Origin of the sequence: Bradyrhizobium sp. B124, assembly GCF_038967635.1 — a bacterium.
GTDB lineage: Bacteria > Pseudomonadota > Alphaproteobacteria > Rhizobiales > Xanthobacteraceae > Bradyrhizobium.
This window is the reverse complement of record NZ_CP152413.1, coordinates 2754366-2768951: the sequence shown is the minus strand read 5'-3', so window position 1 is coordinate 2768951 and position 14586 is coordinate 2754366. Positions and strand designations below refer to the sequence as shown.

Annotated in this window: 13 protein-coding genes; 8 read left to right on the top strand and 5 right to left on the bottom strand. The window is 62.7% G+C overall.

Translation table 11 applies throughout. The features are described 5' to 3' along the window. Positions 1 to 7: 7 nt before the first annotated feature. Positions 8 to 1300: an aromatic ring-hydroxylating dioxygenase subunit alpha gene (locus tag AAFG13_RS13435; protein ID WP_342712297.1), complete on the bottom strand. Its 1293-nt coding sequence runs from the start codon at positions 1298 to 1300 to the stop codon at positions 8 to 10. A 14-nt stretch (positions 1301 to 1314) separates the two neighbouring features. Then, positions 1315 to 2568 (bottom strand): FAD-dependent oxidoreductase, encoded by a 1254-nt coding sequence (locus tag AAFG13_RS13430; RefSeq protein WP_342712296.1) that lies wholly within the window; start codon positions 2566 to 2568, stop codon positions 1315 to 1317. 143 nt (positions 2569 to 2711) lie between these two features. Here AAFG13_RS13430 and AAFG13_RS13425 point away from each other — a divergent pair, with 143 nt between their 5' ends. From AAFG13_RS13425 to AAFG13_RS13400, 6 genes are all read left to right on the top strand, one after another. Next, entirely contained in the window at positions 2712 to 3743 is a 1032-nt protein-coding gene (locus tag AAFG13_RS13425) for an amidohydrolase family protein (protein ID WP_312011474.1), read from the top strand. Then, on the top strand, positions 3736 to 4218 hold the full coding sequence (locus AAFG13_RS13420) for a hypothetical protein (protein ID WP_212310362.1): 483 nt from the start codon (positions 3736 to 3738) through the stop codon (positions 4216 to 4218). The genes AAFG13_RS13425 and AAFG13_RS13420 overlap by 8 nt, the downstream gene beginning before the upstream one ends. Before the next feature lie 5 nt (positions 4219 to 4223). Beyond that, on the top strand, positions 4224 to 5738 hold the full coding sequence (locus tag AAFG13_RS13415; protein ID WP_342712295.1) for an AMP-binding protein: 1515 nt from the start codon (positions 4224 to 4226) through the stop codon (positions 5736 to 5738). Positions 5739 to 5764: 26 nt separating this feature from the next. Further along, the gene (locus AAFG13_RS13410; RefSeq protein ID WP_212310360.1) at positions 5765 to 6574 is read left to right on the top strand and encodes an alpha/beta fold hydrolase; all 810 of its coding nucleotides are present in this window, start codon (positions 5765 to 5767) and stop codon (positions 6572 to 6574) included. Then, positions 6571 to 7350 carry a fumarylacetoacetate hydrolase family protein gene (locus tag AAFG13_RS13405; protein ID WP_212310359.1) on the top strand — a complete coding sequence of 260 codons (780 nt, stop codon included), beginning with the start codon at positions 6571 to 6573 and terminating at the stop codon, positions 7348 to 7350. The genes AAFG13_RS13410 and AAFG13_RS13405 overlap by 4 nt, the downstream gene beginning before the upstream one ends. A gap of 77 nt (positions 7351 to 7427) precedes the next feature. Next, on the top strand, positions 7428 to 8660 hold the full coding sequence (locus AAFG13_RS13400; protein WP_342712294.1) for an ABC transporter substrate-binding protein: 1233 nt from the start codon (positions 7428 to 7430) through the stop codon (positions 8658 to 8660). A gap of 867 nt (positions 8661 to 9527) precedes the next feature. On the opposite strand, the gene AAFG13_RS13395 is transcribed toward AAFG13_RS13400, so the two are convergent. Genes AAFG13_RS13395 through AAFG13_RS13385 form a run of 3 tightly spaced genes read right to left on the bottom strand, consistent with a single transcriptional unit; the run spans position 9528 to position 12121 of the window. Continuing rightward, positions 9528 to 10868, bottom strand: a complete 1341-nt coding sequence (locus AAFG13_RS13395; RefSeq protein WP_342712293.1) for an LLM class flavin-dependent oxidoreductase — start codon at positions 10866 to 10868, stop codon at positions 9528 to 9530. Positions 10869 to 10896: 28 nt separating this feature from the next. Continuing rightward, on the bottom strand, positions 10897 to 11712 hold the full coding sequence (locus AAFG13_RS13390; RefSeq protein ID WP_342712292.1) for a methyltransferase domain-containing protein: 816 nt from the start codon (positions 11710 to 11712) through the stop codon (positions 10897 to 10899). Further along, positions 11696 to 12121 (bottom strand): hypothetical protein, encoded by a 426-nt coding sequence (locus tag AAFG13_RS13385; protein WP_342712291.1) that lies wholly within the window; start codon positions 12119 to 12121, stop codon positions 11696 to 11698. The genes AAFG13_RS13390 and AAFG13_RS13385 overlap by 17 nt, the downstream gene beginning before the upstream one ends. On the opposite strand from AAFG13_RS13385, the gene AAFG13_RS13380 reads away from it, so the two are divergent. Continuing rightward, positions 12120 to 13556: an FAD-dependent oxidoreductase gene (locus AAFG13_RS13380; RefSeq protein WP_342712290.1), complete on the top strand. Its 1437-nt coding sequence runs from the start codon at positions 12120 to 12122 to the stop codon at positions 13554 to 13556. The two genes, AAFG13_RS13385 and AAFG13_RS13380, sit on opposite strands and share 2 nt — an antisense overlap. A gap of 98 nt (positions 13557 to 13654) precedes the next feature. Then, positions 13655 to 14584, top strand: coding sequence for a TauD/TfdA family dioxygenase (locus AAFG13_RS13375; RefSeq protein ID WP_212310353.1), 930 nt, complete (start codon positions 13655 to 13657; stop codon positions 14582 to 14584). Positions 14585 to 14586 lie beyond the last annotated feature (2 nt).

The following is a 14586-nucleotide window of genomic DNA, read 5'->3' as shown; positions in this document are numbered from 1 at the left end:
GTCCTCCTCAGGCCGCGACGCCTTTGATGCCGGATGCCGGGGCAGGGAACATCTGCTTGTTCCACTGAGTCCAGAATGCCCGCATCTGCAACTCGTCGTCGTGATGCGCCTTGTCCTTGCCCATTCCCTTCGAGATGTCGTTCCAGAGGGCTTCCTTGGAGTTCTCGAAGCCGCGCTGGCAATGTTCCAGCGCCTCGGCGTCGTCAGGTGTCGCGAAACCGCCAGGGCCCAAGAATTCCAGGAAGTTGTTGAGACGATACTTCCGCGCCCACGCCGATTCATCGTTTGGCGCAAGCGCCCAGGCGTTGATGACCATGTAGTCGGGGGCCACCGGGAAATAGGTGCGCACAGTCAGCGCCATGATGTCGTTGACGACAAGGTTCGGAAAAATGAACAGATTACGGTTCTTGCGCGCGATCCGATCGGCGCGTTCCTGGCCGTGGCGCTTGACGAGGTTGTCGTAGAGTTGGTCGATCTCCGATTTTCCGGCTTCACCCCATCCGGGAATCCATTGCGCAACCGGGCGTCCCCATGGGGCGCCGTATTCGAGCACGGCGTGGCCGTTGCCGAGATCGTATCCGTAACCGCCACCGCCCATGCCGCCAGCAAGATTATCGGTCGAGCTCATCAGGATGTCGAAGTACGTCGCATGGGTGGTTGCGGCATGATAGCCGTCGATACTGTTCTCGGTGAGCAGCTTCCAGTTCGCCCGGATCGAATATTCTTGGCTTCCGGCGACGATCGACATTCCCGCATCGGTCTGATCGCAGATGACGTCGAGGAATTCTTTGGCGCCGGCGAGATAGTCGACGAGCGGAACGATGTTGCTGTCGAACGAGATGAAGTTGAAGTCGCGATAGGTTTCGAACCGCGGCACCGGCTGCATGTTCGAGGTGTCGCGGCCTTTGAAGCCCTCGGGGTAGGAGGCTTCACCGGGCTGACTGCGCAGCTTGCCGTCTGCGCCGAACACCCAGCCGTGGTAGAAGCACTGGAACGACTTGGCGTTGCCCTTGCGCTCGCGGCACACCTGGGCGCCACGGTGTGGGCAAGTATTGAGCAGGGCGCGCAATTGGCCCTTGCTGTCCCGGGTAAACAAGACGCCGCGGCCGGCAACCTTGCGGGTGATGAAGTCACCCGGCTTCGGCAGTTCGGACGAATGCCCGAGGTAGAGCCACGAGCGGTCGAAGATCATTTCCTTTTCGGCCCTGAAGATATCGGGGTCAACGAAGTTGCGTCGCGCCACCTTGAAAATGCGCTGTGCCGGATCGACGAGCAGTGCGGGCTGGTGTTGTGCGTTCATTGGGGTCCTCTTCCCTAGGCGGCGAGTGAGCGCTTCAGTTCGAATGCAGGATTTTCCAGGTCGCTTTTTCGAACGGGCTTGCGCGAGGCGACGAGGCGGCGCAGCACCGCCATGTCTCGCGCGGAATTGACGGTGATGCCGCCGATGACTTCGCCGTCACGGACGCTGATGCTGACGAAGCATCCAGCCGCAACGTCTCCCCTGACGATCTCGTCTCCGCCGGCCGGATTGCCGACCACCTGGATGTTGGCGTCGTACTGGTCGGACCAGAACCAGGGCGGGGCATCATAGGCGGTACTGACGCCAGCCATGGATTTTGCGGTGGCGATCGCCTGGTTCTGCGCGTTGGCCCAGTTCTCGACGCGCATCCAGCGGTCGTGACTTCGGCTCCACTGCTCGGCGACGTCACCAGCGGCAAAAATGCCATCCGCGGCGGTTGCGCCGGTCGACGTGACGCGGACGCCGCGTTCGGCATCGAGGCCCAATTGACGCGCAAGCTCGGTGACTGGTTCGACGCCGACGCCGACCAAAGCAAGATCGGCCGGAATGAAGCGACCGTCGCCGAGCTCCAATCCGCGAGATGTCGCCTGCCTGACTGAGCCGCCACAAATGATCTCGGCGTCTCGCGACGCATGCAGATGCTGAAGATATCGGCCAAGCGACGCGGAGCCGATTTGAGGCAGCAGCCGGTCGGCTTTCTCGACGATCGTGACGAGACAGCCGCGCCCTATCGCGGCCGACGCGACTTCGAGGCCGACGACCCCGCCGCCAACCAGCGCGACCCTGCGCCCGGGCTGCAACTCCTCGCGCAGCGCGAGCGCGTCGCCCATGCCGCGCAGGTAGCGGACCGAGAATGGAGCATTGTCGAGTTCAATCAAGCGCCGCACGCGGGTCCCGGTCGTGAGCAGCAGGCAGTCGAATGCCAATTCCTGTCCGTTCGCAAGGCCGACGATGCGTTTCTGCCCATCGGCTGCCACCACGCGCGACGACGTGAGCAGTGCGACATCGAGTTCATTCCACTCCGGACTCTGCCGGATCAGTGTCGGATTAGGGACCCGGTCGATCAAAATGGCTTTCGACAATTGCGGGCGTTCGTAGGGAGGGTGCTCTTCCTCGCCAACGAGGGTGATCGACCCGCGATGGCCGGCCGCGCGCAATGCCTCGGCGGCCCGGGCGCCTGCCTGTCCGGCGCCAATGATCACGATGCGCGCTTGCTGAGGGTTCAACGTCATTCGCTCCCTTGGCGCGGCTTTTCCGTGCTGCGCCATCACGACGCTCCGAGGCGTCTTGACAGCGACAATAAAAACAATCATTCCTGTTTGTAAAGTGAATTCTGCGGCGCGCGCGAGCGCAGGCAGCGTTCACGCAAAGAAGCTCGCAATAGAGCGACAGGGAGAGCGCCTTGGGCACGGTGATTGATATTCACACGCATATTGTGCCTCCGCGGCTGGCCGCGGACCCGAGGCGGGACGTGCGCTGGCCAAGCGTCGATCATTCGATGGGGGATCAGGCCGCGGTGATGATCGCCGGCAAGGTGTTCCGAAAGATCGATACGAGATCGTGGGATGTCGAGCGACGCCTTGCAGACATGGCCGAGGATGGCACCGACATGCAGGTGCTCTCGCCGATGCCCGAACTGTTGTCGCATTGGCTGCCCGCTGACGATGCGGAATACCTCGCGGAGGTCATGAACGACCAGATCGCGGCCATGATCGCGTACGCGCCACGCAACTTCGCCGGCATCGGGATGGTGTGCATGCAGGATGTGGCGCGCGCCGTCCGGCAGCTCGAGAAGGTCAGAGCGCTCGGCCTGGCTGGGATCGAGATCGGTACGCACATCGACGGTGTGGCGCTTGGCAGCGAGCGCCTGTTTCCGGTGTACGAAGCGGCTCAATCGCTCGGCCTCGGCATCTTTGTGCATCCGCTGCATCCGGCCGGCATGGATCGCGTGGGCGGCAGCCCAGAGTTCGCTGCGACGGCGGTGTTTCCGCTCGAAACGGCGCTTGCTGCCGTATCGCTGCTCGCGGCTGGCGTCCCCGAGATATTTCCGCGGCTACGGATCCTGCTCAGCCATGGCGGGGGAGCGCTGCCGTGGATTCTGCCGCGGATGGATTTTGGCTGGTCGCTCGGCGCGAAAGGCAAGATGACGCGGGCGCCTTCGAAGCTTGCCCGGCAATTCTGGTACGACAGCATCCTCTACGATTCGGTTTCATTGTCGTTCCTTGGCAATGCGGTGGGCGAGGGCCGCATCGTTGTCGGATCGGACTACCCCTTTGCAATACGACAGAAACAGCCGGGCGCGTTGGCAAAGCGCGCGCTGAGCAGTGATGCGGTGCTCGCGGAAAATTCCTTTGGCTTCCTCGGCCGGCGATACGACGTGGAGCCGCTCGGACTTGCAGTGGCGCAAGCGACGGGCGGACAGGCGAGGCCATCCCATGGCTGATTGCCGCTCACTGCCTCAGATGTGCCTGCTCGGTCCCATCCCGCCGCGAACGCCTGGCCGCAGCGATGCGCAGGTGCCTTCGGACGCGGCGAGGGGCACAAGCAAATACGGACGGATACCGTTCGTCTATTTCTACCAGAATGGCGATGCAACCAATCCTGCATTCGGTTTGCTCGACATCGAGATTGCGGTCCAGCGTCGGGCTCCCGGCGTCTTCGAATGCGAGGTCTACGCGATCGGAGACGGCTATCAGAGCGGTCACGGTGCGAGCTTACCCGGGCCGCTCGCGATCGAATTCCGCGGTCGAGGTCATACGGTTACCAGAGCTCAATGGTGGTACCCGGCCGTCCTCAGCGGTCACATGGACGCGCTGACGTTTTCAACTCCGCTCGCGTTGACGGACGAGGAGTTTGGCTTGCTCGACAGCATTTTGCTGCCCCCGGCACGCGCCGAGGTGACGGTTTGTCTGGAGTGAGCGCGATGCATGACAGCACAATCGTGATTGGGGAGCACCATGTTGCGCGCCAGACTTTGCTCGACCAGGGCAGTCGTGCCGCCACTGTTCTTGAGGAGGTCGGCGTCCGCGAAGGCGACGCGATCGCGTTGCTGATCCGAAACGACCCCTGCTACTTCGAAATCCTGCATGCCGCCGCGTTGCTCGGGGCTTACGTGGTTCCACTGAATTGGCACGGCAAAGCCGACGAGATCGCCTACATTCTCGCCGACTGCACCCCGAGGGTCCTGATCGGGCATCGTGATCTGGTCGCGGCGGTCGAACGCGTCGTTCCTGCCGAACTGCCGACATTCGTCATCGACGATCCAGCCGCGGGCACTCCGTCGCTGTCGGCCTCACCGCCTCACGCACAGGCGTGGCCCGAGTTCCGTGACAGGGGCGCACGATGGAAGCAGCCTGCGCGCGCGCCCAGGGGAACGATGATCTACACCTCAGGCACGACAGGACGTCCCAAGGGTGTTCGGCGTGCGCCGATGACGCCCGAGCAGATCGGGAAGAACGCGGCGCTGTTGCGCGAGATCTACGGCATCGAGGATGGCATGCGGGCATTTGTTTGCGGGCCGCTCTATCACGCATCGCCTGGCGCCTTCGCGCGACAGGCCTTCCAGCATGCCGACCTGACGGTGCTCCAGCAGAGCTTCGATCCCGAGGATCTGCTGCGTGTCATCGCCCAGCACCGGATCACGCATCTGACGATGGTGCCGACGATGTTTGTCCGGCTGCTGCGGCTCAGCAACGCGACGCGACGGAGCTACGACCTGTCGTCGATCCGATGGGTGACGCACACCGGCGCGGCCTGCCCGCCGGACGTGAAGCGGGGGATGATCGAGTGGTGGGGGCCGGTGATTCACGAGACCTATGGCGCGACCGAGACCGGTGCCGCCGTGGGCTGCAACGCGGAGGAATGGCTTGCTCATCCCGGTACGGTCGGCCGGCCGATGGTGGGGACTGAACTGCGGATCTATGACGAGGCCGGCAGCGAAGTTGCTCCCGGTGGTATCGGCGAGATCTACCTGCGCACCGAAGCCTATTCGGATTTCACCTATCACGGCCGTCCGGATCAGCGCGCGCAGGTCGATCGCGCCGGGCTCGTGACCTGCGGAGATGTCGGCTATCTCGACGGCGACGGTTTCCTCTACATCTGCGATCGCAGGCGGGACATGGTCATCTCGGGCGGGGTCAACATCTACCCGGCCGAGATCGAGAGCGTTCTGGTCAATTGTCCCGGTGTGCGGGACTGCGCGGTGTTCGGCGTCCCCGATGAGGAGTTCGGCGAAAGCCTGATCGCAGCGATCGAAGCCGAGCAGGACGCTACGCCCGCGGTGGCCGACATTAAGGTATTCCTCGAGCAGCGTCTCGCGCGCTTCAAGGTGCCAAAGCGCTTCGTTTTCCACGACGCGCTGCCGCGCGAGGTGAGCGGCAAGATATTCAAGCGGAAATTGCGAGACGGCTACCTTCAATCCGGCGTCGCGCCGGTCTGAGCAACTTTACCAGTAGGAGATCGAGAGTGGACCTGAGTGATAAGTTTGTCGACGTCGCGGGGACCCGCACGCGTTACCACGATGTAGGACACGGAGAGCCGACGATCTTGATCCACGGCGGTGGGCCCGGCGCATCCGGCCTCAGCAACTACCGCAAGAATGTGGAGCCGCTCGCGGCCGGGCGCCGTGTTATCGTCGTCGACTTGCCCGGCTTCGGCGAAACCGAAGGCAAGTTGCAGGACGGACCGATCTTCGAGGCGATGGGCGAGTTCGTTCGCGCCTTCATGGATGCGATTGGCGTTCAGACGGCAAGCTTCGTCGGCAACTCGCTGGGCGGCGCGACGTCGCTTGCAGTCGCGCTGCGCGCCCCTGAACGGGTCAATCGTCTGGTTCTGATGGGAACGGGCGGCAGCCAGGCGATCTTTACGCCGATGCCGACGGAAGGCCTGCGTCGCATGGCGATGTTCCACGGCGGCGAGGGACCCTCGATGCAGAAGTTGAGGGGCGTCATCGAGCTCCTGGTATTCGATTCGAAATCGATCACGGACGCATTGCTCGAGGAACGATTGAAGGCCGCAATGCGCAATGACGTCATCGACATCTTCAAGCGACCGCCGCTCGACATTTGGCGCGAGAATCTCGCCGGACTGAAGCACCGGACACTGATCGTCTGGGGACGTGACGATCGCGTCGTGCCACTCGATTCTGCCTTCATTCTACTCAAGACCATGCCGAACGCGCAGCTTCACGTCTATCCCAAATGCGGTCACTGGGCGCAGTGGGAAAAGGCCGACGAGTTCAACGCGCTGGTCGCCGACTTCCTGGATCGGCCATGAACGCGGTCGTTGACAGGCTCGCAACACGCTTGCAGCAGGCGGAATCGGCCCGGCAACCGATCGATCCGATTGCAGGCGAGATCGGCGAGGGCAACGTCGAGGCTGCCTACGCGGTCCAGTCCGAGGTGACCCGGCGGGGCATCGCAGGCGGGAGACGATTGGTTGGCCGCAAGATCGGCCTCACGTCGAAAGCCGTGCAGCAGCAGCTTGGCGTCGATCAGCCAGACTATGGCGCCCTGTTCGCGGATATGGAGGTTCCGACGGGAGAGGCGATCGCGACGACACGGCTGATCCAGCCCCGCGTTGAGGCCGAGATTGCGCTCGTCCTCGAGCGCGATCTCGCTGGCGAAGACCTCACGCTCGGCGAGCTGATGCGATCGACCGCTTATGCCGTGGCTGCGCTCGAAGTGGTCGATAGTCGGATACGGGATTGGAAGATCAGCATTCTCGATACCGTGGCAGACAACGGCTCGAGCGCGCGGTACGTGCTCGGCGCATCGCCGCGACGATTGACCGACGTGGATCTCGGGGCCTGCGGCATGACGATGACCCGCAACGGCGCGATCGCATCCATCGGCTGCGGCTCGGCTTGTCTCGGTCACCCGCTCCGTGCCGCACTCTGGCTGGCGCGGGCCATGGCGCGCGCTGGCCAACCGTTGCGGAGCGGGGACGTCGTACTGACGGGCGCCCTTGGCCCGGTGTGCCCGGTCTCGGTAGGCGAAGTCTACGAGGCGAGGATCTCCGGTTTCGGCCCCGTCAGCGTGACGTTCACGTAGCCGAGCCCGCGCGACAGATCATTGGAGCCGTTCAAGAGCTTCAAGATTACCAGCAATCGAAAGGGGAGGAGCTGAACATGGGATTGATTTCGAGAAGATCTGCGGTCGCGGGCCTGGGAGCCAGCGCGCTCGTATTGGGGAGCGGCTCGCGGGCGCGCGCCGCAGGAAATTATGGACCCGGTGTCACCGACACGGAGATCAAGCTTGGGACCACTGCACCTTACAGCGGACCGGCTTCCGGCTACGGCGTCTATGGACAGGCGCAAACCGCCTATTTCCAGATGATCAACGACAATGGTGGCATCAACGGTCGGAAGATCAACCTGATCTCGCTCGATAATGCATTCTCGCCGCCGAAAGCGGTCGAGCAAACCCGCAAGCTGATCGAGTCGGAGGAAGTTTTTGCGATCGCGGGATTTCTCGGTACGGCAACCAATGCCGCCGTGCAGAAGTATCTCAATGCCAAAAAGGTGCCGAACCTGTTCCTGACGTCGGGCGCCGAGCGCTTCAATGACCCTAAGGAATTTCCCTGGATCGTACCGTTCTACCCGATCTACGTCGCGCAGGGAGCGGCGCTGGGCACATTCATCCTGAACCAGAAGCCGGATGCCAAGATCGCCGTCCAATATGTGAACGACGATCTCGGTAAGGATTTCCTTCGCGGTCTCAAGAAAGGGCTCGGCGGCAACGTCAGCGCCATCGTCAAGGAAGTCAGTCACGAGATCACTGAACCGACGATCGACAACCAGGTCGCCGATTGCAAGGGGGCGGGCGCCAACGTCTTTGTGCAGCTCACTTATTCCAAGTTCGCGGCGCAGGGTATCCGAAAGGTTGCTGCACTCGGCTGGAAGCCCCTGCACATTGTCAATTCGAATTGCAGCTCGATCGGAGGTACGTTGGCGCCGGCCGGCCTCGATAATGCCAAGGGGCTGGTCTCGGCCTGGTGGGAAGTCATAGCGACGGATCCACACCAGCGAGACAAGCCTGGTGTCAAAGCCTATGTTGATTTTATGAAGAGGTATATGCCGTCGGTGAGCATCGACGACAACACGGCGACTCCGGGCTACAACAACGCTTACATGATCGAGCAGGTCCTTAGGCGATGCGGTAACGAACTGACGCGAGAAAATCTGCTGAAGCATGCGACCTCGCTCAGCAATGAGCAGCCGCCGCTCTTCCTGGACGGCATCAAGGTCAGCAATTCGGCGACAGACTATCGCGCCATACATAATCTCCAAATCACCCAATTTGACGGCACCAACTGGACGCCGATCGGAGACATGGTCGATCTTGACGGCATTGCATCTTAGGCCCGGACGGCATTTCGGGGCGGCGAGAACCTCACCGGAGGATTTCGCTAACGCTTTTCAGTCGGCGGGCAGCTGGTCGCCAATCAGAGACTCGCTGACGCCGTCAAATGTGGCGATCCGCAGAGTTCTAACGGTGCGTAGTCACCGGGTCTCAAACGATCGAAATTCCTCGGCCACGGCCAAAGTGTACATGGTGCCTTCCGACGGTTGGGTGGTCGTGATGGCAAATCCGCAGGTCAGGTCCTCGGACCTCGTTGAAATCGCAAGCAGAAGTGGTGAGTTTCGCAAGCACTATGGTGTCGTGCTCGGAGCATTCCTGTACCTCAGTTCGATCAGCGCGGCACGGCCGCGGTCAATCTGGTGGAGTGGTGCGCTGACAGCTCTGACGGGCGTCGTATGGCTCAAGAGCCGGGCCGGCGGCGGCTAGCTTTCTGAATGGCGAAGATAGGAGCCATAAGCCGTCGAGCTGCGCAAGGTTAGTTCGTTACGATCTGGGGCGCAGTAGATGTTGTGAGGGTATCTCCTTTCAGCGCCTAGAGATGACGCGTGTGTCTTCATTGTGCCCCAGTTATTTCTAGGCACGCGTCAAAGGAGGCTATCGGCCTGAAGAAAAGATGCCCCATGATCGTGCGACGAATACCCATTCTCGGTCGGATAGGCACAGTTGTGTGATCGCTAAGTCATTGATTGTTCTCGATCTATCGCTGACTCTTAATCAGCGGGTCCCAGGTTCGAGCCCTGGTGCACCCACCACGGAAAGGACCTTCTCTTCCAGCACCTTCGCAGGATCGCGGTCGCGGTCGACCGCTAAACGCATCGCGTGCGCCGCTTCATTCCGATTTGCTTCACTTGGTGAACGTCAGGCGATCACGCGATCGCTTGAATGGAGCTGGAGAAGAGGCTCGGCGGCCGGTGCAGACCATAATGGTCGCGCAGTGTCGTGCCCGCGTAGTCGTCGCGGAACAGGCCGCGTTTGCGGAGGATCGGGACGACCTGCTCGGCAAAGACGTCAAATCCACCGGGCAGCCAGGGCGGCATGACGTTGAAGCCGTCGGCGGCGCCGTTCTCGAACCAGGTCTGGATGCTGTCGGCGATCTTCTCCGGCGGCCCTGCAATCACCCAGTGGCCGCGCGCGCCGGCCAGGCGCTGGACGAGCTGGCGGATCGTCGGTTTTTCGCGATCGACGATGTCGACCACCAGCTTGAAGCGGCTGGCCACGCCGCACGCAGCGTTGGTGTCGATCAGATGGCGCGGGAACGGGCCGTCGAGGTCGAAGCCGGAGAGATCGAGCCCGATCATCTGGCGTAGCTGGGTCAGCGAATATTCCGGCTGGATCAGTTCGTTGAACTCCTCTTGCAGCCGATCCGCTTCGGCTTGCGTACTGGCGATGAAGGGACTGATGCCCGGCAGGACCTTGATCTGATCGGGGCTGCGGTCGAAGGCGCGGGCTTGCCGCTTGATATCGGCGTAGAACTCCTGGGCGCTCGCCAGGGTCTGGTGTGCCGTGAAAATGGCTTCGGCAAAGCGTGCGGCAAAGGCGCGGCCGTCGTCGGACGAGCCAGCCTGCACATAGACCGGCCGTCCCTGCGGCGTCCGCGAGATATTGAGCGGGCCGCGGACGCGAAAGTGCTTTCCGACGTGATTGACGGCGTGGATCTTGTCGGTGTCGGCGAAGACGCCCGAGACGGGATCGTTGATCAGTGCGTCGTCTTCCCAACTGTCCCACAGCCTGGTGATGACATCGAGATATTCGCGCGCCCGCTCGTAGCGTTCGTGATGTGGAGGATGCTCGAGCAGGCCGAAGTTCTGTGCCGCTTGCGCCGTGCTCGTCGTCACGATGTTCCAGCCGGCCCGGCCACCGCTGAGATGATCGAGCGAGGCGAATAGACGCGCAAGATTGTAAGGCTCGGTGTAGGTCGTCGACGCGGTTGCGATCAGGCCGATGCGACTGGTGGCGACCGCGATAGCGGCAAGCCAGGTGATCGGCTCGAAGCGGAAGCGCTGCGCATAGCGGATGTTGTCGGCGAGAGCCGGCCCATCGGCAAAGAAGATCGCGTCGAACTTGTGCGCCTCGGCCTTCTGCGCCAGTTCCTGATAGTAGGTGACGTCGAGGATCCGCCCCGCAGCGGAGCCCTTGTAGCGCCAGGCCGCCTCGTGATGGCCGCCCGGATAGATGAAGAGATTGAGAGACAGCTGTCGATCGCTCATGCCTGCGGCTCGCGGAATGTTGGGGTGGTCAGTTGCCGGTTGACGGCTTGTGTGCAAACGCGAAACGCAGGTAACGCTCCAGAGGCAGCCCTTCCGGTGTTCGTTTCGTTTCGACGAGGCGGGCAAACGCGCCGCGGATCTGTTCGCGTTCGGGCGGTGAGAACGCCTCGAGGAAGTTGCCGAAGGCGCTGGCTTCCGACCATCGGAGCAGCGAATTGACGTCCTCGTGCACGTCGGTCAGCGTGCGCAGCTCGCTGCGGTATGCGACGAAGCCGCCGGCCGCGAACAGTGACCTGAGCTCTTCATCGGTCAGGCCGAGCACTGGATTGGAATCCTGGCGATGATCGGTGAGTCCGGTCTCCGTGATGGCCCGGCGCAGCAGCGCGCGGGACTGATGCGGACGGGTCGGGTCCTGCACGTTGAGCCCGAGGCGGCCGCCGGGCTTGAGCACACGATGGATTTCCTGCAGGGCGTCGCGCTTGTCGGCAATCCAATGGAAGACGCTGTTGAGATAGACCGCATCGAATTGGCCGTCGTCGAAGCGTGAGAGGTCTTCGGCCCGACCGGTGCTGAATTGAAGATGATCCGACTGCCGAAGTCGCGCGATCTCGATGCGGCCGGGGAGCGGGTCGATGCCGATCACCCGGCCGTTCGGTCCGACCAGGCCGGCGACGAATTCGGCGAGCCGGCCGGTGCCCGTCCCGATATCGAGGACATGCTCGCCGGTCCTGATCGCTAATGGCCCGATCAGGAACTTGCCGTGACGGAACTGAACCAGCCCCGCTTCATCATAGGAGCGAGCCAGCTCAGGCGTATCGTGTTCGAGGCTAATGACACCACTCATTTGCGGCGTGTCCTGTCGTCGATGATTGCGGCGCTATGTGTACGTCGGCGTGCGAGCGACGCCTTGACTCTACGTCGGTGATCGCAAGCCTGTCGATGAAATGAACTTGCATTGTTGCGTCGGAAGCCAGCATGAAGCTTGTGAGTTGATCGGCGATGATAGACGAGTGCATCCGTCGCGAAGAAATCAGAAGGCCACTCGTGCCGTTCTTGCGTGTCAAGCGCTTCAGTCGTTCTGGTCTCGCCCGCTGAAACGGCGAGGAAAGCGACAATCGTCGCAAATATTTCAACGCCAGCGTCGGCCACGAAGCGATCATTGCTTGCCCCGGAAAACAAAGCTGGTTTCGTTTCATTGACTGGCGATCGATCGCTTTTACGATTTGCAACGTCAAAGCGAGGCCGATCATCATGCCGCAATCCGACCCCGATAGTGTTGCCCGTGAGGCGTTGCGCCTGATCGGACCCGATCCGCAAAACTGGGTGCCCGATCTGGATGGGATCGATCACAATGTGGTAGTCGTCGGCGGTGGACAATCCGGCTCGGCGTTTGCGTTCGCGCTTCGGCGGGCAGGGATCGGGAAGGTCTCGGTGATCGATGCTGCGGCCGGCGGCACCGAGTCGGGCGTGTGGTTGACCAGTGCCCGCATGCACAAGCTTCGGACGCCGAAGTCCCTGCCGGGCCCGGAGCTTGGTCTGGCCGGTCTCGGGTTCCAGGCGTGGTACGAGGCGCGTTACGGCGCAGCTGCCTATGACGCGCTTGATCGCATTCTGCGGCTCGACTGGGCAGCTTATCTCGATTGGTATCGCAAGGTCACCGGTGTAGCGGTCCGTTACGCGACGCGGCTGGTTCGGATCGAGCCGGCGGGCGAGCATCTGCGGCTGCATCTGGAGCAAGGCGGCCGCGTCACGGTCGAGACTGCGCGAAAACTGGTGCTTGCGACCGGCTTTGCCGGAAGCGGGGGCGCCATCAATCCGGACGCGCTGCGCAATCTGCCGAAACAAATTCATGCGCATAGCTCCGAGAGGATCGACTTCCGGACGCTCCGAGGCCGATCGGTGGCGGTGATTGGAAGCGCCGCGTCGGCGTTCGATGCCGCTGCCGTGGCGCTGGAGGCCGGAGCGCGCGACGTCCACCTCTATGCGCGGCGCGAGACGTTGGCCTCGCTTCCGGTGATCCGGATCCGCGGCTATCCGGGGGCCTACGACAATTACGGGGCTCTGCCGGATGCCGTGCGCTGGCAGCAGGCGATCCGCTTCCGCGGGGCAGGCTCGACCCCGCCGCCGGATGCAATCTCGCGCGCCGTCGCGTTTCCAAATTTCCATCTCCATCTGGGCGCGCCGTGGACCGCGGTGCGGCTCGAGGGCGGGCGTCCCGTTGCGGTGACGCCGCAGGGCGCATTCCGGTTCGACTTTGCCATCGCCAGTACCGGATATGCCGTGGACCTCGGCGCGCAGACCGAGCTTCGCGACTTTGCGGATGAGATCCTGTTGTGGCGCGACCGCTTCACGCCGCGTGACCAGGACAGGGATGAGACGCTCGCGGCGTATCCCTATCTGGGATCGGGCCATGAATATCTGGAGAAGGAGCCCGGTGGTGCGCCGTTCCTGAAGAATATCCATGTCTTCAACCCGGCGGCCTTCGTCAGCTTCGGCCTGCCGGTCGGCGATGTCCCGAGCTTCAAGCGCGACATTCCCTCTGTAGTGGCGCGGATCAGCCGCGATCTGTTCCTGGCCGATCTGGCGGCTCATGAGGCGCGGATCAATGGACCGATCGCCGACGATTTTGGTGCCGAGCTTTATGCGCCGGCGGTCTGGCGCCCACCGGAGCACGTCGCGGCCGAGTAGCGCCTGCACCATCAAGCCGGTTCGTTTGTCTCCGCTGTCGTTCCCGCGACCGGCGCATGGCGGAGCCTTGTCTGGGAGATCGCGGTGAGAGCACGATCATGAGCAACACGACTGTCATCGATAACGTCATTCCGCGCGCCGATATCGTCAAGCGTGCGGCGAGGCTTGGAGCAGAGATCAGGAACGTCCAGCTGTCCGGTGATCTGTCCGATGAGGTTATCCGCGCCATCAACCAGGTGCTGCTCGAGCACAAGGTGGTCTTCTTCCGCGACCAGGAGCATCTCGACGATTCCGAGCAGGAACGTTTTGCCGTGCGGCTCGGCAAGCTGGTGCCGCATCCGACGGTCGGAGCGATCAAGGGGACATCCTCGATCCTGGAGCTGGATTCGGGACGCGGCGGCGGCCGGGCCGACCAATGGCACACCGACGTGACGTTCGTCGATGCCTATCCGAAGATCTCGGTGCTGCGCGGGGTGGTGATTCCGCCCTATGGCGGCGACACCATCTGGTCGAATACAGCCGCGGCCTATCTCGACCTGCCGGCGCCGCTGCAGCGGCTTGCCGACGAGCTTTGGGCCGTTCACAGCAACGCCTATGACTATGCCGTCAAGGCGCGCGCAAGCGAGGCCGACCGCAAGCATTTCGATGAAGTGTTCACCGGCACGATCTACGAGACCGAGCATCCCGTGGTGCGCGTTCATCCCGAGACCGGCGAGCGGACGCTGGTGCTCGGCAATTTCGTGCAGCGCTTCGTCGGTCTGCCGAAATATGACGGCCAGAAGCTGTTCGACCTGTTCCAGTCGCACATCACGGCGCCGGAGAACACCGTGCGCTGGAGCTGGAAGGCCGGCGACGTTGCGATCTGGGATAACCGGGCGACCCAGCACTATGCGGTCAATGACTACGGTGATCAGCACCGCGTGGTGCGCCGCGCCACGATCGACGGCGAAGTGCCGGTATCGATCGACGGTCGCCACAGCGTGACGCGCATCAAGGCACCGAAGCAGCAGGCCGCGAAGGCGGCATGATC

Bases quoted from the DNA above. Each gene is read 5' to 3' on its own strand.
- AAFG13_RS13435 (WP_342712297.1), bottom strand. From the start codon at position 1,300: ATGAACGCACAACACCAGCCCGCACTGCTCGTCGATCCGGCACAGCGC.
- AAFG13_RS13430 (WP_342712296.1), bottom strand. From the start codon at position 2,568: ATGGCGCAGCACGGAAAAGCCGCGCCAAGGGAGCGAATGACGTTGAAC.
- AAFG13_RS13420 (WP_212310362.1), top strand. From the start codon at position 3,736: ATGGCTGATTGCCGCTCACTGCCTCAGATGTGCCTGCTCGGTCCCATC.
- AAFG13_RS13415 (WP_342712295.1), top strand. From the start codon at position 4,224: ATGCATGACAGCACAATCGTGATTGGGGAGCACCATGTTGCGCGCCAG.
- AAFG13_RS13405 (WP_212310359.1), top strand. From the start codon at position 6,571: ATGAACGCGGTCGTTGACAGGCTCGCAACACGCTTGCAGCAGGCGGAA.
- AAFG13_RS13400 (WP_342712294.1), top strand. From the start codon at position 7,428: ATGGGATTGATTTCGAGAAGATCTGCGGTCGCGGGCCTGGGAGCCAGC.
- AAFG13_RS13395 (WP_342712293.1), bottom strand. From the start codon at position 10,868: ATGAGCGATCGACAGCTGTCTCTCAATCTCTTCATCTATCCGGGCGGC.
- AAFG13_RS13390 (WP_342712292.1), bottom strand. From the start codon at position 11,712: ATGAGTGGTGTCATTAGCCTCGAACACGATACGCCTGAGCTGGCTCGC.
- AAFG13_RS13380 (WP_342712290.1), top strand. From the start codon at position 12,120: ATGCCGCAATCCGACCCCGATAGTGTTGCCCGTGAGGCGTTGCGCCTG.
- AAFG13_RS13385 (WP_342712291.1), bottom strand. From the start codon at position 12,121: ATGATGATCGGCCTCGCTTTGACGTTGCAAATCGTAAAAGCGATCGAT.
- AAFG13_RS13375 (WP_212310353.1), top strand. From the start codon at position 13,655: ATGAGCAACACGACTGTCATCGATAACGTCATTCCGCGCGCCGATATC.